This window comes from Spiroplasma ixodetis (assembly GCF_040369795.1).
Taxonomy (GTDB): Bacteria; Bacillota_I; Bacilli_A; order Mycoplasmatales; family VBWQ01; genus Spiroplasma_E; species Spiroplasma_E ixodetis_B.
Map to the genome: position 1 here is coordinate 200,826 of NZ_AP028955.1, position 23,467 is coordinate 224,292.

General features: G+C 22.4%; 28 protein-coding genes and 2 pseudogenes. 19 read left to right on the forward strand and 11 right to left on the reverse strand.

Translation table 4 applies throughout. The annotated features are described in order from the left end of the window. Positions 1–136: 136 nt before the first annotated feature. A complete protein-coding gene (locus ABWV63_RS01430; RefSeq protein ID WP_353306518.1) occupies positions 137–514 on the reverse strand; it encodes a transposase in 378 nt (125 codons plus the stop codon). A gap of 357 nt (positions 515–871) precedes the next feature. Then, entirely contained in the window at positions 872–1,252 is a 381-nt protein-coding gene (locus tag ABWV63_RS01435) for a DEAD/DEAH box helicase family protein (RefSeq protein WP_353306519.1), read from the reverse strand. Positions 1,253–1,590: 338 nt separating this feature from the next. Here ABWV63_RS01435 and ABWV63_RS01440 point away from each other — a divergent pair, with 338 nt between their 5' ends. Next, a complete protein-coding gene (locus tag ABWV63_RS01440; protein WP_353306520.1) occupies positions 1,591–1,803 on the forward strand; it encodes a hypothetical protein in 213 nt (70 codons plus the stop codon). Here ABWV63_RS01440 and ABWV63_RS01445 read toward each other — a convergent pair. The 5 genes from ABWV63_RS01445 to ABWV63_RS01465 form a co-directional block, all read right to left on the reverse strand. Beyond that, positions 1,784–2,209, reverse strand: a complete 426-nt coding sequence (locus ABWV63_RS01445; protein WP_353306521.1) for an IS3 family transposase — start codon at positions 2,207–2,209, stop codon at positions 1,784–1,786. The genes ABWV63_RS01440 and ABWV63_RS01445 overlap by 20 nt on opposite strands. After that, entirely contained in the window at positions 2,172–2,438 is a 267-nt protein-coding gene (locus ABWV63_RS01450) for a transposase (protein ID WP_353307143.1), read from the reverse strand. Before ABWV63_RS01450 ends, ABWV63_RS01445 begins: the two co-directional genes overlap by 38 nt. Before the next feature lie 12 nt (positions 2,439–2,450). After that, positions 2,451–2,660 carry a hypothetical protein gene (locus ABWV63_RS01455; RefSeq protein WP_353306522.1) on the reverse strand — a complete coding sequence of 70 codons (210 nt, stop codon included), beginning with the start codon at positions 2,658–2,660 and terminating at the stop codon, positions 2,451–2,453. A gap of 48 nt (positions 2,661–2,708) precedes the next feature. Further along, positions 2,709–3,059, reverse strand: coding sequence for an IS630 transposase-related protein (locus ABWV63_RS01460; protein WP_353306523.1), 351 nt, complete (start codon positions 3,057–3,059; stop codon positions 2,709–2,711). A 320-nt stretch (positions 3,060–3,379) separates the two neighbouring features. Then, positions 3,380–3,502: an IS630 transposase-related protein gene (locus ABWV63_RS01465; protein ID WP_353306524.1), complete on the reverse strand. Its 123-nt coding sequence runs from the start codon at positions 3,500–3,502 to the stop codon at positions 3,380–3,382. A 1,090-nt stretch (positions 3,503–4,592) separates the two neighbouring features. Here ABWV63_RS01465 and polA point away from each other — a divergent pair. The 7 genes from polA to ABWV63_RS01500 all read left to right on the forward strand — a co-directional run bounded on the left by polA (position 4,593) and on the right by ABWV63_RS01500 (position 13,318). Then, positions 4,593–7,217: a DNA polymerase I gene (gene polA, locus ABWV63_RS01470; RefSeq protein WP_353306525.1), complete on the forward strand. Its 2,625-nt coding sequence runs from the start codon at positions 4,593–4,595 to the stop codon at positions 7,215–7,217. A gap of 34 nt (positions 7,218–7,251) precedes the next feature. After that, positions 7,252–8,082 carry a DNA-formamidopyrimidine glycosylase gene (gene mutM, locus ABWV63_RS01475; RefSeq protein WP_353306527.1) on the forward strand — a complete coding sequence of 277 codons (831 nt, stop codon included), beginning with the start codon at positions 7,252–7,254 and terminating at the stop codon, positions 8,080–8,082. 167 nt (positions 8,083–8,249) lie between these two features. Next, positions 8,250–9,377: a DnaD domain protein gene (locus ABWV63_RS01480; RefSeq protein ID WP_353306528.1), complete on the forward strand. Its 1,128-nt coding sequence runs from the start codon at positions 8,250–8,252 to the stop codon at positions 9,375–9,377. A 45-nt stretch (positions 9,378–9,422) separates the two neighbouring features. Then, positions 9,423–10,352 carry an ATP-binding protein gene (locus tag ABWV63_RS01485; protein WP_353306529.1) on the forward strand — a complete coding sequence of 310 codons (930 nt, stop codon included), beginning with the start codon at positions 9,423–9,425 and terminating at the stop codon, positions 10,350–10,352. Between the two features lie 191 nt (positions 10,353–10,543). Then, positions 10,544–11,551: a type I glyceraldehyde-3-phosphate dehydrogenase gene (gap, locus tag ABWV63_RS01490; protein WP_353306530.1), complete on the forward strand. Its 1,008-nt coding sequence runs from the start codon at positions 10,544–10,546 to the stop codon at positions 11,549–11,551. A 126-nt stretch (positions 11,552–11,677) separates the two neighbouring features. Then, a complete protein-coding gene (locus ABWV63_RS01495; RefSeq protein ID WP_353306531.1) occupies positions 11,678–12,868 on the forward strand; it encodes a phosphoglycerate kinase in 1,191 nt (396 codons plus the stop codon). A gap of 9 nt (positions 12,869–12,877) precedes the next feature. After that, the gene (locus tag ABWV63_RS01500; protein ID WP_353306532.1) at positions 12,878–13,318 is read left to right on the forward strand and encodes a hypothetical protein; all 441 of its coding nucleotides are present in this window, start codon (positions 12,878–12,880) and stop codon (positions 13,316–13,318) included. Between the two features lie 735 nt (positions 13,319–14,053). On the opposite strand, the pseudogene ABWV63_RS01505 reads toward ABWV63_RS01500, so the two are convergent. The 3 genes and pseudogenes from ABWV63_RS01505 to ABWV63_RS01515 form a co-directional block, all read right to left on the reverse strand. Beyond that, a pseudogene (locus ABWV63_RS01505) lies at positions 14,054–15,293 on the reverse strand (IS256 family transposase). An 82-nt stretch (positions 15,294–15,375) separates the two neighbouring features. Beyond that, complete coding sequence (locus tag ABWV63_RS01510; protein WP_353306533.1) at positions 15,376–15,765, reverse strand: transposase; 390 nt, start codon at positions 15,763–15,765, stop codon at positions 15,376–15,378. A 40-nt stretch (positions 15,766–15,805) separates the two neighbouring features. Beyond that, positions 15,806–16,042, reverse strand: a complete 237-nt coding sequence (locus tag ABWV63_RS01515; protein WP_353306534.1) for an IS630 transposase-related protein — start codon at positions 16,040–16,042, stop codon at positions 15,806–15,808. A 128-nt stretch (positions 16,043–16,170) separates the two neighbouring features. Between ABWV63_RS01515 and ABWV63_RS01520 the strand changes: the two genes are divergently transcribed. The 9 genes and pseudogenes from ABWV63_RS01520 to ABWV63_RS01560 all read left to right on the forward strand — a co-directional run bounded on the left by ABWV63_RS01520 (position 16,171) and on the right by ABWV63_RS01560 (position 22,048). Continuing rightward, the gene (locus ABWV63_RS01520; protein ID WP_353305692.1) at positions 16,171–16,608 is read left to right on the forward strand and encodes a transposase family protein; all 438 of its coding nucleotides are present in this window, start codon (positions 16,171–16,173) and stop codon (positions 16,606–16,608) included. A gap of 7 nt (positions 16,609–16,615) precedes the next feature. After that, the gene (locus ABWV63_RS01525) at positions 16,616–17,023 is read left to right on the forward strand and encodes a transposase family protein (protein ID WP_353306535.1); all 408 of its coding nucleotides are present in this window, start codon (positions 16,616–16,618) and stop codon (positions 17,021–17,023) included. Positions 17,024–17,558: 535 nt separating this feature from the next. Continuing rightward, positions 17,559–17,708, forward strand: coding sequence for a 50S ribosomal protein L33 (gene rpmG / locus ABWV63_RS01530; RefSeq protein ID WP_353306536.1), 150 nt, complete (start codon positions 17,559–17,561; stop codon positions 17,706–17,708). 83 nt (positions 17,709–17,791) lie between these two features. Next, complete coding sequence (locus ABWV63_RS01535; RefSeq protein ID WP_353306537.1) at positions 17,792–18,868, forward strand: aminopeptidase P family protein; 1,077 nt, start codon at positions 17,792–17,794, stop codon at positions 18,866–18,868. A 2-nt stretch (positions 18,869–18,870) separates the two neighbouring features. After that, positions 18,871–19,434, forward strand: a complete 564-nt coding sequence (gene efp, locus ABWV63_RS01540; RefSeq protein ID WP_353307144.1) for an elongation factor P — start codon at positions 18,871–18,873, stop codon at positions 19,432–19,434. Positions 19,435–19,448: 14 nt separating this feature from the next. Further along, the gene (locus ABWV63_RS01545) at positions 19,449–19,799 is read left to right on the forward strand and encodes a hypothetical protein (RefSeq protein ID WP_353306538.1); all 351 of its coding nucleotides are present in this window, start codon (positions 19,449–19,451) and stop codon (positions 19,797–19,799) included. Beyond that, positions 19,783–20,187 (forward strand): transcription antitermination factor NusB, encoded by a 405-nt coding sequence (nusB, locus tag ABWV63_RS01550; RefSeq protein ID WP_353306539.1) that lies wholly within the window; start codon positions 19,783–19,785, stop codon positions 20,185–20,187. Before ABWV63_RS01545 ends, nusB begins: the two co-directional genes overlap by 17 nt. A 247-nt stretch (positions 20,188–20,434) precedes the next feature. Then, on the forward strand, positions 20,435–20,566 hold the full coding sequence (locus ABWV63_RS01555) for a hypothetical protein (protein ID WP_353306540.1): 132 nt from the start codon (positions 20,435–20,437) through the stop codon (positions 20,564–20,566). 245 nt (positions 20,567–20,811) lie between these two features. After that, positions 20,812–22,048 (forward strand): annotated as a pseudogene (locus ABWV63_RS01560) (IS256 family transposase). 130 nt (positions 22,049–22,178) lie between these two features. On the opposite strand, the gene ABWV63_RS01565 reads toward ABWV63_RS01560, so the two are convergent. Beyond that, on the reverse strand, positions 22,179–22,328 hold the full coding sequence (locus ABWV63_RS01565) for a hypothetical protein (RefSeq protein WP_353306541.1): 150 nt from the start codon (positions 22,326–22,328) through the stop codon (positions 22,179–22,181). Between the two features lie 219 nt (positions 22,329–22,547). Between ABWV63_RS01565 and ABWV63_RS01570 the strand changes: the two genes are divergently transcribed. Together ABWV63_RS01570 and ABWV63_RS01575 are read left to right on the forward strand one after the other, a co-directional pair. Continuing rightward, complete coding sequence (locus ABWV63_RS01570) at positions 22,548–22,868, forward strand: transposase family protein (RefSeq protein WP_353306542.1); 321 nt, start codon at positions 22,548–22,550, stop codon at positions 22,866–22,868. Between the two features lie 191 nt (positions 22,869–23,059). Continuing rightward, on the forward strand, positions 23,060–23,314 hold the full coding sequence (locus ABWV63_RS01575) for a transposase family protein (RefSeq protein WP_353306543.1): 255 nt from the start codon (positions 23,060–23,062) through the stop codon (positions 23,312–23,314). Positions 23,315–23,467 lie beyond the last annotated feature (153 nt).

A 23,467-nucleotide genomic window follows, 5' to 3' on the forward strand; every position in this document is an offset into this window, starting at 1 on the left:
TTTATCCCTTTATGTAATATTTTAAATTTTATCACATAAATGGAGATAAAAGCCTATCTAGGAAATTATCCCCACATGTATCTAAATCAAACAAAAAATTATAGTTTCAAAACTAGGTATCTTATTGAATTTATAGCTAACTAAAGTAATGTTTACTCATATCTTGAAAAACAAAATCAATAGTTTTTTTAATATTTGGTCAATAATTTGGTAATATTTTTCTTATATTATGTTTTATAGCAAATCAAAAATGTTCCATCGGATTTAAATTAGGAGAATATGGTGGAAGAAATAATATTTTGCATCCAGCATTTTCAATTAATTGTTGTGTTAATTTAGATTTATGAAACGTTGCATTATCTAAAACTATAATTTGTCCACGCTTTAATACTGGAATTAGTATATTGTTTACATATGATTCAAAAATTTTACTTTTGCAATGTCCTTCAAATGCTCATAGGGCTTTTAATTTACCTTTATTTAGTAGACATATTCCGTAAATAAATTTAATCAATTGTCAATAATAATATTTATAAATTTTTTAGTGTTAATAATTATAGAAGTTAATATTTTTAAAAAAATACTTTAAAAATAAATTTATATTTCAAACACAAAAATTGTTAATATTATTTTTATATTAACTTGATAAAAATTTAAATTTTTAAAAAAATATTTTTAATATTTTTTTATTTTAATGGTTTTGTTTTATTAAAAATTTCACAAAGTAAGTTAAATCTTAAGTGCATAAGTCTAAATATACTTTTTCTACATTTATTTATTAAAATTTTGAATCTTTTTAATCAAGCAAAAACATGTTCAACTTTAATTCTAATTTTTGAAATAATTTTATTGTAGATTTTTTCTTGTTTAGTTAATTTTTTATATAATTTTTAAAAGTTTTTTTAGAAAATACTAAAATACAATTATTACTATTTTTAAATTGATTATATTTTTCTGTTCGCACTTTAGTAATATCATCTTTAATAGTAATACAATTATAGGTAGTTCATTTTTTAATTTCGGGAACCCATGTTAATAAAATAGTTGACTTAGGAACAACAAATAATATTTTATTAGTTTTAATTTCTGATAATGCTGTTAAAATAGTGGGTGTTTTACCAGTACGCATTTCATTAAATAAGCCAAATCTTTTATTTGCTTTTAAAATTTCAACATCAAAACGTTGATAATGTCTTAGTTTAGGATTACCTGGATAATCATTTAAGTTTTTTTCTTGTTGGATTTTTTTCATGATATTAGTGAGTGCTCATATATTTGTTTTAATTTATCATTATTATTTGTATATTTAAGTAGTATTTCAAGAGCAAACGGAGTATTAAATATTTTAAATTCATTAGTATTATTGATATCAATAATACCTAGTGCATTTAAAATTTCTTTTTTATTTTTTTTCACTTTAATTGTAATATGTTTATTATTAAGACTTATGATTTCTAACGTTATTAACCTACTTTAGTGTTTGTATATGATATTAAATATTATAATAAAATTAATATAAATTAAAAAAAATTTATTTTTGTTAGTAAATATTAGATTATTAATAAGGAAATTATCCCCACATGTACTAGTGTGGAGGAAAAAATTAATTGAAATGAATTGAATAGCATATTTCAAAATGAAAACGATTGTTTGAAATATATAGCGAAGTTGAAAGTAATGAAATGTATCAGGTGTGCTTCTTCTAGTTTGAATGTTTCTGATTTGAGAAGAATAAGATGTTTGAAATGTCATCAAACATTTAGTATTGGAATGGCAATCTTTTTTAGGACTGTTTTTTGGTAGACATTTGTGCTTGGTATTTTATGGGGGTTAAGTAGTTTAGAGCGCTGTGGATTCTTATGCTGTTGTATCAATTGATATAATCAAATAATTCTAATTTTAATTGGATTAATGATGTAAAATTTTTATCATTAATAAACTCTGTTTTGAAAGTTTTGAAAGTTGCTTCAGCAACAGCGTTATCATAAGGACAACCTTTTTTGCTTAAAGAGCGGGTAATATTGAAGGCTAATAAAAGTTTATCAATAGTTTTATTATTAAATTCATTACCGCGATCGCTATGAAATATTTGAATATTTTTTAAAAAACGATTTGAGCACATAAATGCTTGATATACTAATGATGCATCTTTTTTAGTACCTACACTATAGCTAACTAAAGTAATGTTTACTCATATCTTGAAAAACAAAATCAATAGCTTTTTTAATATTTGGTCAATAATTTGGTAATATTTTTCTTATATTATGTTTTATAGCAAATCAAAAATGTTCAATTGGATTTAAATTAGGAGAATATGGTGGAAGAAATAATAGTTTGCATCCAGCATTTTCAATTAATTGTTGTGTTAATTTAGATTTATGAAACGTTGCATTATCTAAAACTATAATTTGTCCGCACTTTAATACTGGAATTAGTATATTTTTTACATATTATTCAAAAATTTTACTGTTGCAATGTCATTCAAATGCTCATAGGGCTTTTAATTTACCTTTATTTAGTGAACCGATTATAATCATTCTTTTTATTTTATATGCGGATTTATTATCAAATAATATTTTACCTTTTTCAGATCAACCATATTTATAAAATTCATTATCATCAATTCCAGATTCATTAATATATACTAAATCTTCATTCATTATTTTAGCTATTTCTTTTAAAAAATATTATTGTTTATTTTTATCTCTTTATTCATATAAAAAAGTTTTTTTATATGAATAATTTAGTTTTTTGAAATAGTTATAAACTGTTTTTTTATTCATATCACCAAATTTTTCAATTACTTTTTGAACTGTAACATCTTTATTTAGTGCAAAATAATTTTTTAATTCATCTAAATCCTTTATTTTGTGGCTATGTCCTTTTTGATAATTCAAAATTGGTTTTATATGCCCAGTTTCTTTTTTTCTTTTTCTTCATAAGAATAAAGTCTTTCTAGTAATATTGAACACTTTACAAATTTCTTTAATTTTCATGTTTTTACTTTCGTAGGCTTCTATTACTTTTCTTCGTAATTCTTCACTGTATGGTTTTGGCATAATTTAATCTTCCTAATCTATTTTAAATATTGCTGAATTGTACTTTTAAATTCAAAAACTGTTTAAATTACATATTATTATTTTACATTATTTATGAGTAAACATTACTTTAGTTAGCTATATAATTTAGTTTTTTGAAATAGTTATAAACTGTTTCTTTAGTCATATCACCAAATTTTTCAATTACTTTTTGAACTGTAACATCTTTATTTTGGGCTAAATAATTTTTTTAATTCATCTAAATCCTTTATTTTGCGGCTATGTCCTTTTTGATAATTCAAAATTGGTTTTATATGCCCAGTTTCTTTTTTTCTTTTTCTTTATAAGAATAAAGTCTTTCTAGTAATATTGAACACTTTACAAATTTCTTTAATTTTCATGTTTTTACTTTCATAGGCTTCTATTACTTTTCTTCGTAAGTCTTCACTGTATGGTTTTGGCATAATTTAATCTTCCTAATCTATTTTAAATATTGCTGAATTGTACTTTTAAATTCAAAAACTGTTTAAATTACATATTATTATTTTACATTATTTATGAGTAAACATTACTTTAGTTAGCTATACTAGCTTTTCTCATATCTCATCATTACTAAAATAAATTCTCGTCACCACACAAGGACCATTATCTTTATCTTTTATTTTCTCAAAAAAATATTCATAAATTATAATATCCTTATTAATTTCTGTTTTATATACAAAATCATTTTCTGATTTTATTTTAGGCTTTTATTAGTGTTTAAAAATTTCATAATATGTAAAAATTTTTACTAAAAATAAACACTCCATTAATGCACTAATATTTTTTATAAAATTAGGATAAGTAGGGTAAAATTATTGCAATTTTTCCAAAAATATTTATCAAAAAAATCAAAAAATTATATAGAGTATGAATATATTTTTGAAAAAAAACTGAAAATATAAATTATTTATAAAAATAATAACAAATTTCTTTGCAATTTAAATATTATTTGTTATTATTATTATAAGGATTTAGATATCCTAGGTCCTTTAAAATTAAGGTAATATATCAAAAAATTATTCAATTATAATATTTTTAAATATAAAAATTTAAAATTAATCTAAAATCCCTAATTTAAACTCTATAACCCCAATAACCTTAAGTTTTATTTATAAATAACTCCCCCTTTTTTTATAAATGACATATTACCTTAGCAATAATTCTTGTGTAGACAAGAGCTGAAAAGTTCTTTTTTTTTATATATAAAAAAGAAAAAATGAATTTAAAAATTAAAAATTGAATGTTATAATAAAACTTAAGGATCTATTTATAAATATCCTTAATATTTAAATAATTAAGTTACAGAACTCTAATCACTATAAATATAATAATTCTCTTAAAATTAACCCTAAAACCTTATATTTATAATGTTTTCTACACAATTAAATCTGTAACTTAATTATTGTTCGATAGCAAGAAAAAAATCTTGTTTTTTTATATGCTAATTTTTTAATTTTATATGAAGTTATACTTACTTATTGTTATAATAATTTTATGAAATTAGGTGAATAAATGAAAAAAGCATTAATTATTGATGGTAACAATTTATTATTTAAAGCATATTATGCTACTGCATACCAAGGAGTTAATCTACATTCGCTACATGGTATTCCAACTAATGCCGTCTATGCTTTTATTAGAATGCTGACTAAGTACTTAAAATCTAACAACTATGCTAGTGTTTTTGTTGCATTTGATGCTGGTCGTAAAACATTTCGTCATGAAACTTTAGCAACATATAAAGGAAAAAGAAGTGAAACTCCAGTTGAGTTAATTGAACAATTTAATTTAGTTAAAATATTTTTAGACTTAGCACAAATTCCTTGGGGACAAATAAATAATTATGAAGCTGATGATATTATTGGCAGCATTGTTAAAAATAAAGTTGCTAGTAATTATCAAATTGATATTATGAGTAGTGATAAAGATTTATTACAACTATTAGATAACAATATTAAAATTCTTAATCCACAAAAAGGGATGAGTGATTTAAAGGTTATTACTATTTCTACATTTCAATTAGAATATGAATTATTACCTTATCAAGTTACCGATTTAAAGGGATTAATGGGTGATAGTTCTGATAATTTACCTGGCATTAAAGGAATTGGTCAAAAAAATGCTATTAGTTTATTAAAAGAATATGACACATTAGAAAACATTATTGAAAATGTAGAACAATTAAAACCAAATGTTAGTAAAATAATTAAACTTAACTTTAATAATGGTATTATTTGTAAACAACTAGCACAACTTAATTTAAATACACCAATTACTGGTAATTTAGAAACGTTTAATTATAATGTTGAAAATTTAAATAATGAAAAGTTACAAGACTTTTACAAACAATATAATATGAACTCTTTATTAACACAAGACACTAATCCTAAAACTAATAAAAATAGTACATCTCACGTTCAAATTATAAATAAGTGAAGTCAAGAATGAAATTGTGATTCAAATTACTTATGATTAGAAATTTTTGGTGATAATTATAATCGTGATAATATTATTGGTTTTGGTATTAAAAATAAAAAAGGAACATTTTATATTAATAAAATCAATGCAATTAATTGTTCTAATTTTCAACATTTCTTACAAAATAAAAAACTACAAAAAATAACTTGAGATTTAAAAAAGGTTATTATCGCAGGACTACGTTTAAAATTAATAATAAATAATATTATTTTTGACCATATGTTAGCTGCCTACCTTCTTTATGCTAATGAAAAAATATTACCAGAAAACATTGCTGTTATGCTCAATGTCAATGTTAAAGATAATTTAAGCGCTGATGATTTCTATGGCAAAGGTATTAAAAAAAATATTCCCAATGATGAAAAAGAAATAGCTATTTTTTTAGAAAAAAAATTAAATTTTTTAACAGATTCTCATCTCATTCTTATAAAAAAATTAAAAGATACTAATAACTGAAATTTATATCAAGAGATTGAACTACCTGCTGCTTTTGTATTAGTAAATATGGAGTGTAATGGTGTTAACATTGATCAAAAAAAATTAAAACTACTAACTGATAAAACTTTACTAAAAATCCAAGATTTAGAATTACAAATTAAAAAAGAAAGTAATAGTAATTTAAATCCAAATTCACCAAAACAAATTAGTGAATACTTATTTAAAGAATTAAAATTACCTAATTATAAAAAAGGTAGTACTGCTTTTGAAGTTTTAATTAGTTTAAAAAATCAACATCCAATCATCGATATTCTTTTAGAATATCGTAAATTACAAAAATTATATTCCACTTACTTACTTGGTTTACAAAAATATATTTTTGATGATGGTAAAATTCATAGCATTTATAATCAAGTGCAAACCAGTACTGGCAGGTTATCTTCATTAGATCCTAATATGCAAAATATTAGTATTCGCGATAAAGAACAAAGAGAAGTTCGCAAAATCTTTATTCCAAGCAAACCACATACTAAAATACTATCCTGTGATTATTCGCAAATTGAATTAAGAATATTAGCTCATATTAGTGAAGATGAAAATTTAATTAAAGCTTTTCAGCAAAATCATGATATTCATCGCGAAACTGCAAGTAAAATATTAAATATACCTTTAGCAGAAGTTACTAACGAACAAAGACAAAATGCAAAAGCTATTAATTTTGGCATTGTTTATGGCATTTCTAGTTTTGGTTTATCACAACAAATAGGAATTAAAGTTGAAGATGCTAAAATATTTATTAATAAATATTTTTCGGTTTTTCCAAAAATTAAAAGTTATATTAATAATATAATTGATTTTTGTGAAAAAAATGGATACGTTCAAACAATTTTTAATCGTAGAAGAGAAGTAATGGAAATTACAAATAAAAATAAGGTGATTCAAAATTTTGGTAAACGAATAGCAATGAATATGCCGATTCAAGGTAGTGCTGCTGATATTTTAAAATTAGCAATGAATAAAATTTATGAAGAAATAAAAAATCAAAATATTGATGCAATATTAATTACACAAATTCATGATGAATTAATTTTTGAAGTTGAAGATAATAAAGTTAATGATGTTATTACTAAAATTACTAAAATTATGTCTAATGTTACTAAATTAAAAGTTCCCTTATTAATTAATACTAGTATTGGTGATAACTGATTTGAATTAAAATAAATTAGTTTATTATATTATTGGAAGGAAAATAAAAATGCCAGAATTACCCGAAGTTGAAACTGTTCGCAAAACTTTACAACCACTTTTAACTAATCATAAAATTATTGGTGTTAGAATTCTTTTAAATAAAATTATCAAAACACCAAGTATTGAACAATTCACAAAACAAATTATTGGACAAACAATAAATGATGTTCAAAGAGTTGGTAAATTATTAATATTTATATTAGATGATTATGTATTATTAAGTCATTTACGAATGGAAGGAAAATATTATTTTCAACAAAATAATCAATCAATAAATTGAAAACATGTCTTATTAATATTAGAATTAGACAATAAATACAAATTAAGATATCATGACACAAGACAGTTTGGAACTTTTCATTTACAAACTAAAAATGAATATCAAAAAATAAAACCTTATATTAATATTGGTCCAGAACCTTTTAATAAAAATGTTACTGCTGAATATTTAAAAAATAAATGAAAAAATAAAAGTCAAAGTATTAAAGCAACATTATTAGAACAAAATATTATGAGTGGTTTAGGAAATATTTATGCAGATGAAGTATTATTTTATGCTAGTATCCATCCGCAAAGTATTACTAAAAAATTAACACTTAAACAATTACAAGAAATCATTAATAAAGCAAGATTTGTGCTTAATGAATCAATAAAACTTGGTGGATCAACAATTAGTAGTTATACTTCAAGCCTTGGTGTAACAGGTTACTATCAACAAGAATTACAAGTTCATACTAGAGCAAAAATGCCTTGTTTTAAATGCCATACTATTATCAAAAAAATAAAAATAAACCTTCGCGGAACTTACTTTTGTAATCACTGTCAAATTAAATATTAACTGTGGAAAACTCAAAAGTATATATTAATAAAGAATATTTTTAATAAAAAAAAGTGGAATAAATGTGGATAAGTATGTGTTTTAATCATTTCACTTTATTTATATTCTTTATGTGCATATAATTATCATAGCATGAAAGAAATGGATAGTAAAAAGAAAGTTAGGGAATGAATATGAACAGAACAATAAATGATATTGATATTTTTAAGTTGAACCAATCAGAATATATTAGTAACGAAGATTACCAAATTTTATTTATGTTATATCAACCAATAATTGGTATTGAAGCAATAAATTTATATTTAACTTTAGTTCAAGAAAAGTTATTAACAAAACGTATTAATCTTGATTTCAATCACGGACGAATTAAATCTTTATTAAAAATAACTTCCACTCAATTACTTGTTGCTTTCCAGCAACTTGAATCTGTTAACCTTATTAATACTTACTACTATTCTTTAAAATCTACTTACATTTATCAATTGTGTTCTCCCTTATCTGCTGATGATTTTTTTGCTAATACCCATTTAAACTCAGAACTACTTAAACAATTAGGAACTTTAAATTACGAAAGACAAAAATTTTATTTTTTGAAAAATGATATTGAAATTACAGAAAATTATGTTAATATTAATCAACAGGAAAATACTATCCCTCAATCTTTAAAATTAAAAACAGCACTTAATAATATTTATGCTAAACAAGAACAAACATCAATCTCTAGGCCAATTTATTCATTTCAAAATAAACATCAAATTAACACTATGAAAGTTAATTTAAATTCTAATGGTAATAAAATTATATCTAAAGATAATTCTGATGTTATTAATACCAAATTAAATTTAATGCAACAAAAATTACCTGAAGAATATTTAAAAAATTTAACTGGTAAAATACCAACTGATAAATTAAAAACTACATTAGAAATATTAACTAATAACTTTCAATTAAATAATGCTGTAATTAACTGCTTAATTGAATATGTTTGATTTAAAAATAATAAACGTTTAGAACCAAACTATATTATTAAAATCGCTGAAACCTTTCAAAAAAATCAAATTAATAGTATTGATGATGCTTTATCTCATTTAAAACTTGCTTATGCTCGTAGCAAAAAAAATCCACAGCAACAATTTCAACAAGAATCATTATGATCTACTACAGAACAATCAACAACAAATAATTTCAAGAAAAAATTAATTAAAAAATATAAGGTTGATAATATTAATAAAAAAGATATAACATTAACTCAAGAAGAAATAAAGAATATTTTAAAGGAATTTGATGCCCATTAATTTAATTATTAAAAGACACTATTATTAAGTAAGGAAATGATTATCATGAAACTTAAAGCGACAGCTATCTTAAAAAAAAACATTAACAATGCTGAACTTCATGACTTTATTAAAAAAAACAACTTAACTAACAGCAAAATAGAACCATATGTTGAATTATTAAAAACTTATATTGATAGCTACAATTTATGTAAAAAACGAGAAAATCTTAGCAAATGTCTACAAAATGTTAAAGGATATCGTTATAAACTAGTAATGTTACCTAATCAAAAAATAAGTTTAGTACTAACGGATTGTCTTCATTCTATTAATAGATCTGTCCAACAACAAGTACATAATAATTTTTTAATTAAATACTATGATGATAAACTTTTATCACTTTCATGAAGTAAAAATTTTAATGCCTCAACTAATGCAAGAAAAGAAATCATCCAGTATTTACATCAATCTTTAAAACACAAAAGTTATCAAGGTTTATACTTATATGGTGACACAGGTAGTGGCAAAACTTTTATTTTTATCTTATTTGCAAATAAATTAATTCAAAAAAATCAAACTGTTTGTTTTATTGTATGACCTGAATTTGTTATGGACATTAAAAAAAGTTTTAAAAATGATACTGATACTAATCAGCAAATTGAACAATTAAAATCATGTGACTTATTATTTATTGATGATTTAGGCGGTGAAATCGTTAGCGCTTGAGAGCGTGATGAATTATTATTTAGTATTCTTAATGCACGAATTTTACCATTAAAAACTACATTTATTAATTCTAACTATAGCATTAGTGAACTGTATCAACATTATTATTTAAAAAATAGCAAATCAGAAGAAATTAAAGTTAAACGCTTATTAGAACGTATTCAAACTTTAACTATACCAATTGAATTAACTGTTGAAAAATCACAAACTACAATTGAAAATAATAATATTGACAATATTAATAATGAAATAGAGTATATACCAATATAAAATATAGTTTTTTTTATAAAAAAATAAAATAATGAAAATTATAATTAAAATAAAGGAAATAATTTACTAATAAAATAAATTTTTTATAAATAAATCCATATTTTATGACAAATATTAACAATATTTGTTTATAATATACCTAGTTATTAATCAATATAAAAAAACAAACACACAAAAGGAGTGACTTAATAATGGCAATTAAAATTGCAATTAATGGATTTGGGCGCATTGGTCGCCTTGCCTTCCGTCAATTATTTGACAAAAAAGAAATTGATATTGTCGCTATCAATGATTTAGGAAATGTAGAAGCCCTAGCATATCTATTACAATATGATTCAGCACATAGAAATTGAAAACACGGAAAAATCAAATCAGACAAATCAAAAAATACTATTAATGTTGATGGTAAAATAATTAAAGTTTGTCAAGAAAATAACCCAAAAGCATTACCATGAAAAGCCAATGCTGTTGATATCGTAATTGAAGCAACTGGACGTTTTACAACAAAAGAATTAGCACAAGCACATATTGATGCTGGAGCTAAAAAAGTTGTGATTTCAGCACCAGCTAAGGGAGACTTAAAAACTATTGTTTATAATGTTAACCATGATATTCTAAAAAGTACTGATAATATTATTTCTGGTGCTTCATGTACTACTAATTGTCTTGCTCCTGTTGTTCATGCTCTAGAATCAGAATTTGGAATTATTAAAGGATGAATGACAACAGTTCATGCTGCAACTAATGACCAACGTTTACTAGACTTAGAACATTCAGATTTCAGAAGAGGACGTAGTGCTATGTCTAATATTGTTCCTGCAGCTACAGGCGCTGCTGCAGCTATTGGTTTAGTTATCCCTTCTGTTAAAGGAAAACTAGATGGTTCAGCAATGCGCGTTCCAATCATTACTGGTTCAATTGTTGATTTAACAATTGAATTAAAGAAAAATGTTACTGTTGAACAAGTTAATGCAGCAATGAAAAAACATAGTAGCGAATCATTTACTTATAATGAAGTTCCAATTGTTTCAACTGATATTATTGGTTCAAGTTTTGGTTCAATTTTTGATGCAACATTAACAAAAGTTATTGAAGTTGAAGGCAAACAAATTGTTAAAGTTTTTGCTTGATATGATAATGAAATGTCATATGTATCACAATTAGTAAGAACAGTAATACATTTAGCAAAACTAAAATAATTTTTAAATAGTTTAATTAAAATATTAAACTACAAAAATGCATCTTACCAATTACAAGATGCATTTTTATTAATCTTTTTAAAAATATATTAAAATTATAATATGAAAAAAGGAGATGAAAATTATATGAATAAAAAAACATTAAAGGAACTTGATTTTAAAAATAAAAAAGTTATTGTTCGTTTTGACTTCAATGTACCATTAGAAAATAATAAAATTACCGATGATACAAGAATAAAAGCAAGCATCGAAACTATTAAGCATTTACAAAATAAAGATGCAAAAATAATCATGTTATCACATCTTGGAAGAATTAAATCTGAAGCTGATAAAGCGAATAATACTTTAGCGCCTGTTGCAAAAAGACTAAGTGAAATCTTAAAAGAAAATGTAATATTCATTAACGAAACTCGTGGTACAAATCTTGAAACAGCTATTAATAATCTTAAAAACAAAGAATTACTTTTAATAGAAAATACTCGTTTTGAAGATTTAAATGGTAACAAAGAATCTACTAATAATCCCGAATTAGGTAAATATTGAGCACATTTAGGTGATGTATTTGTTAATGATGCTTTTGGTACTGCACACCGTGCTCATGCATCTAATGTTGGTATTGCTACTAATATCAAAAATAGTTGTGTTGGTTTATTAATTGAAAAAGAATTAACAATGCTTAATAAAATCACAGTTAATCCAGAGCATCCTTTTATAGCAGTACTTGGTGGTGCTAAAGTATCAGATAAAATTGATGTTATCAAACAATTATTAACAAAAGCTGATAAAGTTCTTGTTGGTGGAGGTATGGCTTATACTTTTATGAAAGCATTGAATTATAAAATTGGTGATTCATTATTAGAAAAAGATAAAATTGATATTGCTAAAGAAATTATTAAATTAGGAAAAGAAAAATTAATACTACCTATTGACTTTGTAATTGTTCCGGAATTTAAGGATATCAAAGGTAAAATTACTACTAATGAAAATATTGATGATGGATATGAAGGAATGGATATTGGTCCAAAAACAATTAAATTATTTGAAAATAATTTAATTAATGCTAAAACTGTTTTTTGAAATGGACCATTAGGAGTTTTTGAAATGAGTAACTTTGTTAATGGAACAAAAAAAATTTGTAAAACTATTTCACAATTAAAAGGTGCATTTACACTAATTGGCGGTGGTGATAGTGCAGCAGCAGCAGTTAAATTTGGATATGAAAATAAATTTAGCCATATTTCAACTGGTGGAGGCGCTTCATTAGAATATCTAGAAGGTAAGGATTTACCTGGTATTAATGCTATAGAAAATAAATAGTGAAAGTATATGATTACTAAAGATCAAACAACAAGTGTTTTTATTCTTATTATTTTATTTTTAATTGCGATGGTTTTAATATTTCAATTATTCCAATTTATTTTTTGATTAATTATTATTTTAAAAAGTAAAAAAAATGATACTAAATTAAAACCTAGCTATCAACAAGCATTATCCAATGAAAATATTAATTGTCAAATATTTAAAAGTAAATTTACTTTTAAATATCTTAACTATAATTTTAAAAAAAATATTTTAAAATTAAAAAGTCGTGATTTTAATGAAACCACTACTTGCAATAAATATCAAACTTTAAGTAGTGTACTTGTTATTAAGTGAAAAAATAATTCTCAAAAATTAAGTAATTTAGATCTACCAATTATTAATTTATTTTTTATAAATGGTGTTATTAGTACTATTATTTGTGCTTTATTATATTATATTCCATAATATTAACAAGGAAATATTAGCAATTTTTAGTTTACTTAGTTTACTTATTATTACTATAAGTTGATTATTTTGGACAATGTTTTAATTTTGAAAAATTTCGTAAGCAATTAATGACATTAAATACATAATTAAATTATAATGAACAAAAAACTATTAAATATATTACCCTATTTAAATCTTGTTTTCCATTTTCTGATTTAATTTTTTAAATAAAATAAAATTATTTTATTTAAGTATCAATTTTTACCACAAGTGTAAATTTGATACTTTTTTTATTATTTTTAATTAAATTTAAACTTAAAATTTATTAGGAAATTAAACAAAGAAAAACTAAGAAAAAAATAAATAAAATAAAATAAAATTTAGTTTTTATTGATAGAATAAATTTACTTATAGAAAAAATTTAAAATTTAAAATTAATTTTATTGAAATTACAATATATGCACAAGATATAGACTTAACTTCTTACTATCTCTCACAGCATAATCTTGAAAATAATTATAATAAATATTATTTTAAAACAAAAAATGAAGCAATAATATTTTTGAAAAAATATAAGAAAATCTATGAGCAACGAATAACAAAAACTAAAGAAAAATATGGAAAATAAATACCATTATTAAATGGTTTGCAACTTAATCAAGAACAAGCACTATTAAAAGGAACAGACTTAATAAGCGCAGTATCTTTAAAAAAGAGGCTTTTTAAAAATCTGTGTATCTTTTTACAAAGTTACTAGTTTAGATTAATTCTATCTTCAAATTTTATCATAAAATGAGCAATTGCTGTATTTCAATTTTGAATTGGCATTGTTCATTTTTTTTGTTATATTTTCAATTGCTAAGTAAAATATTTTAAAAACTGCCATATCATTTGGAAAAACTTTTTTATTTCTAATAACTTTTCGTAATTGACTATTAACAGATTCAATAGCATTTGTTGTATAAATCACTCTTTTGATTTCTGCAGGATAACTAATAAAAACCATTAAATTATCTCAATTTTTATATCATGATTTAGCAATTTGAGGATATTGTTTATTTCATTTACTTTCAAAAGATTCTAAAGCTTGCATTGCTTGTTCTTCACTACATGCACTATAAATTGGTTTTAAATCCGTAACTAGTGATTTTCTATGTTTGTATGAAACATATTTTAAACTATTTCTAATTTGATGAACTATGCATAATTGATGTTAGGTTTTAGGATAAAATAATTGTATTACTTCTGACATTTCTGTTAAATTGTTACTACAAGCAATAATAATATCATTTAAGCCTCGATTTTTCATTTCTGTGAAATTAGATAATAAAAAATTAGAACCTTCATTTTCACTAATTCATAAACCTAAAACATCTTTTTTACCTTCTAAATCAACTCCTAGTACTATATAAACTGATTTTTTAATAATGCGTTTATCTTGTCGTGCTTTAACTACTATACAATCAAAATAAACAATCGGATAAACACTTTCTAATGGCCGATTTTGTCATGCTTTAACATCATCAATAACATCATCAGTAATTTGACTAATAACACTTTCACTAATATCAGCACCATGATATAACTCTTGTAACTGCATTCTAATATCTGATAAAGTCATGCCTTTGGCATATAATGAAAGAACTTGTTGATCAAAACCATCAAATCTTCTTTGTCTTTTTGCAACTATTACTGGCTCAAAATTACTATTACGATCTCGTGGTACATTAATCTCAATTTTACCTTGTTGGGTTATTAATTTTTTTGAATTTATACCATTACGAGCATTTTCACTAGTATTATGTTGATTTTTTTCATATCCTAAATAATTTTGCATTTCAGAATTCAACATTTTTTCAACTAATCTTTTTGTTAATTCTTTATATAAACCTCCCTCTTTAAAAACTGTTGTTAAATCTTCAGTATTTTCTAATAATAAATCTACTGCTTTTGATATTGGATCATTATTATTAATATTTTGTTTTTTAGACATAAGTAACTCACTCTTTCCAGTTATTTAATTTTATTTACTAGAATTAATTAAACATAGTTATTTTTGTAAGTTACACATATTACTAAACATTACCAATTTGTCCACGCTTTAATATTGGAATTATTATATTTTTTACATATGATTCAAAAATTGTACTGTTGCAATGTCCTTCAAATGCTCATAGGGATTTTAATTTACCTTTATTTAGTGAACCAATTATACTCATTATTTTTATTTTATATGCGGGTTTATTATCAAATAATCTTTTACCTTTTTCAGATCAACCATATTTATAAAATTCATTATCATAAATTCCAGATTCATCAATATATACTAAATCTTCATTCGTTATTTTAGCTATTTCTTTTAAAAAATCTTCTTGTTTATTTTTATCTCTTTGTTCATATAAAAAAGTTTTTTTATATGTATAATTTAGTTTTTTGAAATAGTTATAAACTGTTTCTTTAGTCATATCATCAAATTTTTCAATTACTTTTTGAACTGTAACATCTTTATTTTGCGCTAAATAATTTTTTTAATTCATCTAAATCCTTTATTTTGTGGCTATGTCCTTTTTGATAATTCAAAATTGGTTTTATATACCCAGTTTCTTTTTTTCTTTTTCTTCATAAGAATAAAGTCTTTCTAGTAATATTAAACACTTTACAAATTTCTTTAATTTTCATGTTTTTACTTTCATAGGCTTCTATTACTTTTCTTCGTAAGTCTTCACTGTATGGTTTTGGCATAATTTAATCTTCCTAATCTATTTTAAATATTAGACATATTCCGTAAATAAATTTTTTAAAAGTCAATTAATAATTTAAAATTTATTTTATAATTTCTTTATTAATAAATTAATAAGGTGTTGATAAAAATGAATTTTGAAAATTTAAAAAAATTAAAAAATGAACAATTTTATAGATATTTTGGTATAAAACGTTTTCATTTTGATGAAATGTTAACAAAATTAATTGAAATAGAAAATTTAAAAAAAACTAAAGGTAGAAAATATAAACTTTCAGTTGAAGAAAGATTGATGATGACTTTAGTATACTGAAAAGAATATTATACTTTTTTCCAAATGAGTATTAAATATAAAATGAGTGCATCAAGTTGTTTTCGAAATATTACTTGAGTAGAAAATAAACTTAGTGATGACAAAGATTATCAGTTTTTAAAAACAAAATATAAATCAAAAATTGAGAAAAAACAAGAAGATTTAAATGAATTTCAATTTTATTTAATTGATTCAACTGAAATTGAAATTGAAAGACCAACTAAAAAAACTACAGTTAGAATATTTTTCTGGTAAAAGTTGAATGTTTTCTATAAAATTTCAAATTATATATGACTTTTTTAATAAAAAAATTGTTGATATTTTTGCTGATAATGGAAAAGTACATGATTTTCAAATATTAAAAAATTCAAATCTTGAATTTTCAGAAAAAACAATAATTATTGGTGATTTGGGATATCAAGGAATACAAAATATTTATAAAAATACTATATTACCAATTAAAAAAAATAAAAATAAAAAATTAACTAAACAAGAAAAAATCTACAATAAAATTATTTCAAAAATTAGAATTAAAGTTGAACATGTTTTTGCTTGATTAAAAAGATTCAAAATTTTAATAAATAAATGTAGAAAAAGTATATTTAGACTTATGTGCTTAAGATTTAACTTACTTTTTGAAATTTTTAATAAAACAAAACCATTAAAATAAAAAAATATTAAAAATATTTTTTTAAAAATTTAAATTTTTATCAAGTTAATATAAAAATAATATTAACAATTTTTGTGTTTGAAATATAAATTTATTTTTAAAGCATTTTTTTAAAAATATTAACTTCTATAATTATTAACACTAAAAAATTTATAAATATTATTATTGACAATTGATTAAATTTATTTACGGAATATGTCTATTGCTGAATTGTACTTTTAAATTCAAAAACTGTTTAAATTACATATTATTATTTTACATTATTTATGAGTAAACATTACTTTAGTTAGCTATATAATAAAACATTTAGTATTTTTACACAGTATAAAACTGATGACTTATATTGATATCAAGTGTTTTAAATAATATTATTTAAATAATTATCTAGTTACTAATATTTTTTATTTTTAATATTAGTAACATTTTTTCATATAAGGAAGTTTAAAAATAATTCCTTTATTTAATTGAACTAACGATTTAATTATGCAATAATATTATATTGTATATAACTCAATTATTATTAAGGAGGCGCACAATGCGTGATGGATTAACTTTAAGATGTGAAGTTTGCAAAGAAGAAAATTATATTGCTGATCGTAATAAAAAAACTAAGCCTGAAAAATTAGAAACAAAAAAACATTGTTTTCGTTGTAATCAACATACACTACATAAAGAAAAGAAATAAGTTTTACTTATTTCTTTTCTTTAATTTGCAGTACAATATACTTAGTTATTAATTAATGATTTATTAAAAGGATTGAATTTAAAATGAAAAGTTTAAATAAAAAAGAAATTATTGAAACAATATTAACCAAAAATAAAATAGATGCTATGTTATTTTACTCTCCCGAAAATCGCTTTTGATATAGTGATTTTATTTCAACGTTAGGTTATTTATTGATTACCAAAAATGATGCAAATTTATTATTAGATGGAAGATATATTACCGAGGGAAAAGAAAATGCCAAAAATGTTAAATGCATTCAATTTAGTAATATTTTTTCTTCGTTGAAAGATTTATTAAAATCACAAAAAATTAAAAAATTTGGTTTTGAAGCAGAATATATTACTATTGCTCAATTAGAAAATTGAAAGCAAGAAATTAAAGATATTGAATTTGTTCCAATTTATGTTAGTTCATTAAGAATGATTAAAGATAAAATCGAAATTGCACGAATTGCAAAAGCTTGTGCTATTGGTGATTTGGCTTTTAATGAAGTTTTAAGTTTTATCCGACCTGGTGTTAGTGAAAAAGATGTTGAAGATATAATATTACGTTCATTTGTTAAAAATGGTGCAACAAAAGCATCATTTGATACTATTGTCGCTTCTGGAGAAAGAGGAGCAATGCCTCATGGTAAAGCTAGTAATAAAAAAATTGGCAATAATGAGTTAATTACTTGTGACTTTGGTTGTGTATATGAAGGTTTTTGTTCAGATATGACTAGAACTTTTGCGATTGGTAAAGTTAATCCAAAATTAATTGAAATTCATGAAATAGTTAAATCAGCACAAATAGCAGGAATTAAGGCTGTAAAACCAGGTATAGCTATTGGTGAAATTGATAAGATTTGTAGAAAATATATTAAAGAAAAGGGTTATGAACAATATTTTACTCATGGTACTGGTCATGGACTTGGTATTGAAATTCATGAATCACCTTGAGTTATTAAAAATGAATCTACTATTTTAGTTCCGGGAATGGTTATTACTGTTGAACCAGGTATTTATATTCCTAATTTAGGTGGTGTTAGAATTGAAGATGATATTTTAGTTACCAAAGATGGTTATCAAATTTTAACAAAATCATCTCGTGAAATTGATATTTGAAAGGAGAAAAAATAAAAATGATTAACGTTAATGATTTTAAACCAGGAATTACTTTTTTATATAATAAAACTGATATTTTAATAGTTATTGAATCAGCACATTCTAAAAGTGGACGTGGACAAGCGCATGTGAAGGTAAAAACAAAAAATTTAAGAACACAAGCTATTATTAGCATTACTTTTACCGGTGGTGATACAGTTTATCCAACTATTATTGATAAACGACCAGCAATTTATAGTTATGATGATGGTATGTATTCGGTTTTTATGGATAATGAAGATTATAATGAAATTAGGATTGATCAATCACGCTTATCATGAGAAAAAAAATTTTTAGTTCCTGGTAATGAAGTATCATTAAGGGTTTATAAAAATTTAGAAATATTAGGTATTGATTTATCTCCTTCGGTAGTATTAGCGGTTGTTGATGTTCCACCAGGAGTCAAGGGAAATAGTGTTTCTAATACGACAAAAACAGCTATTTTAGAAACTGGTTTACAATTACAAGTACCAATGTTTATTAATAGTGGTGATAAAATTGTAGTAAGTACAGATAAAGGAAAATACAAAACTCGCGCTTAAGAAAGGTGAATATTATGGAAATACTTATTGAAGAAAGTAAAGTTGGAACATTAAAATTATCTTCGTTAGTTATTAAAAAATTTATTTATATGTTATTAATTAATGATAACTATCAATTAACATTAGAAGATGTTGAAGTTCTAATGTTAGAAACAAATGATATTACTGCTATTAATAATAATATTGTTGTGCGAATAAAATTAATTGTTAATCAAAATGAAGATTTAGTAAATTTAAAAAATAAAATTAATAATTTAATTTTAAGACGTACTGAATCAGCTTTAAATTTATTTTTATTAAATATTCATATAATATTTATTGCTCAAACTAAGGAAGTAGAAACCAACAATGCAAGAACAAAATAAGATAACCCAGCATCATAAAAGAATTGGCATGATGGAAGTATTATATCAATATTTCCTTGAAGGGCAATCACAACAAGCATTTAAACAATTTCTTTTTGAAGAAGAAGGTAAGAGTTTAATTACTGAACAATGTGAGATATTAAATAAAATAATTGATTATGAATATGATTTAATAGATTTAATTAATAAAAATTTAAAACAAGGATGAGATTTTGAAAATTTAAAACCAATTGAACAAGCGATTTTAATTTTAGCAGTGTATGAAATTGTCCATACTAAAACAGATAAAAAAATCATTATTAATGAAACTATTATTATAACTAAAGATTATTGTCCAAATAATGCTTATAAATACATTAATGGTGTTTTAGATAAAATAAATAAGTAATTATAACTAGTATATGATTGAATTTAGTTAATAACTATATTTCTAATATAAATATATTATCTTATTTTAAAGATATTTTTTATGTTATAATGAAATATTTTTGTTCAATGTAACTATTTTTTTAAAATTAATAGTTAAAAAATAAAAAAATAAAGTATAATATACTTTAATAAACTTAATATAAGTTTTTACCCATTGTTTTTTTAAAGCAAATGGGTTCTTTTGTTTTTAAAAAGAAGAAGTATATATGCCATTAACTAAAGAAGAATCTTTTTTACTATTAGATAAAGAAATTAATAAATTAGACGAAAAAATATCTTATATTGATAAAAAAAATACAGAATTAAAATTAAATATTTCATTAATCGAAGAGGAGTAATTTTTTACATTAGATGAAGAAATCAATGAATTAACTGGACAAATACTTGATGAAGAAGATAAAAATATAAAATTAATAGGAGAAATTAAAGTATTAGAAAAAAATATTAAAGTTCTAGAAAAACAAAAAAACCAAAAAAATCGAAAACTAAGGTAATGTTTAGTAATCTGTGTAACTTACAAAAATAACTATGTTTAATTAATTCTAGTAAATAAAATTAAATAACTAGAAAGAGTGAGTTACGTATGTCTAAAAAACAAAATCTTAATAATAATGATCCAATATCAAAAGTAGTAGATTTATTACTAGAAAATACTGAAGATTTAACAACAGTTTTTAAAGAGGGAGATTTATATAAAGAATTAACAAAAAGATTAGTTGAAAAAATGTTGAATTCTGAAATGCAAAATTATTTAGGATATGAAAAAAATCAACATAATAATAGTGATAATGCTCGTAATGGTATAAGCTCAAAAAAATTAATAACCCAACAAGGTAAAATTGATTAATGTACCACGAGATCGTAATATTAATTTTGAGCCAGTAATAGTTGCAAAAAGACAAAGAAGATTTGATGGTTTTGATCAACAAGTTCTTTCATTATATGCCAAAGGCATGACTTTATCAGATATTAGAATGCGGTTACAATAGTTATATCATGGTGCTGATGTTAGTGAAAGTGTTATTAGTCAAATTACTGATGATGTTATTGATGATGTTAAAGCATGACAAAATCGGCCATTAGAAAGTGTTTATCCGATTGTTTATTTTGATTGTATAGTAGTTAAAGTACGACAAGATAAACGCATTATTAACAAATCAGTTTATATAGCACTAGGAGTTGATTTAGAAGGTAAAAAAGATGTTTTAGGTTTATTAATTAGTGAAAATGAAGGTTCTAAGTTTTGATTATCTAATTTCACAGAAATGAAAAATCGAGGCTTAAATGATATTCTTATTGCTTGTAGTGACAATTTAACAGGAATGTCAGAAGCAATACAATCATTTTATCCTAAAACCGAACATCAATTATGCATAGTTCATCAAATTAGAAATAGTTTAAAATATGTTTCATACAAACATAGAAAATCACTAGTTACAGATTTAAAACCAATTTATAGTGCATGTAGTGAAGAACAATCAATGCAAGCTTTAGAATCTTTTGAAAGTAAATGAAATAAACAATATCCTCAAATTGCTAAATCATGATATAAAAATTGAGATAATTTAATGGTTTTTATTAGTTATCCTGCAGAAATCAAAAGAGTGATTTATACAACAAATGCTATTGAATCTGTTAATAGTCAATTACGAAAAGTTATTAGAAATAAAAAAGTTTTTCCAAATGATATGGCAGTTTTTAAAATATTTTACTTAGCAATTGAAAATATAACAAAAAAATGAACACTGCCCATTCAAAATTGAAATACAGCAATTGCTCATTTTATGATAAAATTTAAAGATAGAATTAATCTAAACTAGTAACTTTGTAAAAATATACACATTTTTTTAAAAAGCCTCTTTTTTACTTTTTCATCATCATTTATAGCAGTTATGTTTTGTCCAATATAAATTTTACCTAAATTTCTTTTTCCTAAAGGAAAAATTATTTCTAAGTTTTTTTCTTTTCAATTTCAATTTCTTCTTCAATATTTTCTTCCGTTTCAGAATTATATAAAATACCAGTAGTTGAACGACTAATTAAAACCGCAGAACTAATTATTCCGGCAATAATTTTTGAATTTTTATTTTTTTTAGACATATAATACTCCTCCATATTTTGATTTCAGAAATAAGTTCTTTAGACATATTCCGTAAATAAATTTTTTAAAAGTCAATTAATAATTTAAAATTTATTTTATAATTTCTTTATTAATAAATTAATAAGGTGTTGATAAAAATGAATTTTTAAAATTTAAAAAAATTAAAAAATGAACAATTTTATAGATATTTTGGTATAAAACGTTTTCATTTTGATGAAATGTTAACAAAATTAATTGAAATAGAAAATTTAAAAAAAAGTAAAGGTAGAAAATATAAACTTTCAGTTGAAGAAAGATTGATGATGACTTTAGTATACTGAAAAGAATATTATACTTTTTTCCAAATGAGTATTAAATATAAAATGAGTGCATCAAGTTGTTTTCGAAATATTACTTGAGTAGAAAATAAAATTAGTGATGACAAAGATTATCAGTTTTTAAAAACAAAATGAAAATCAAAAATTGAGAAAAAAAGATTTAAATGAATTTCAATTTTATTTAATTGATTCAACTGAAATTGAAATTGAAAGACCAACTAAAAAAAACTACAGTTAGAATATTTTTTGGGACTTTCCTAAAAACTGTGTTTTCTATAAAATTTCAAATTATATATGACTTTTTTAATAAAAAAATTGTTGATATTTTTGCTGATAATGGAAAAGTACATGATTTTCAAATATTAAAAAATTAAAATCTTTAATTTTCAGAAAAAACAATAATTATTGGTGATTTGGGATATCAAGGAATACAAAATATTTATAAAAATACTATATTACCAATTAAAAAAACTAAAAATAAAAAATTAACTAAACAAGAAAAAATCTACAATAAAATTATTTCAAAAATTATAATTAAAGTTGAACATGTTTTTGCTTGATTAAAAAGATTCAAAATTTTAATAAATAAATGTAGAAAAAGTATATTTAGACTTATGTACTTAAGATTTAACTTACTTTGTGAAATTTTTAATAAAAAAAACCATTAAAATAAAAAAATATTTTTAATATTTTTTTAAAAATTTAAATTTTTATCAAGTTAATATAAAAATAATATTAACAATTTTTGTTTTTGAAATATAAATTTATTTTTAAAGTATTTTTTTAAAAATATTAACTTCTATAATTATTAACGCTAAAAA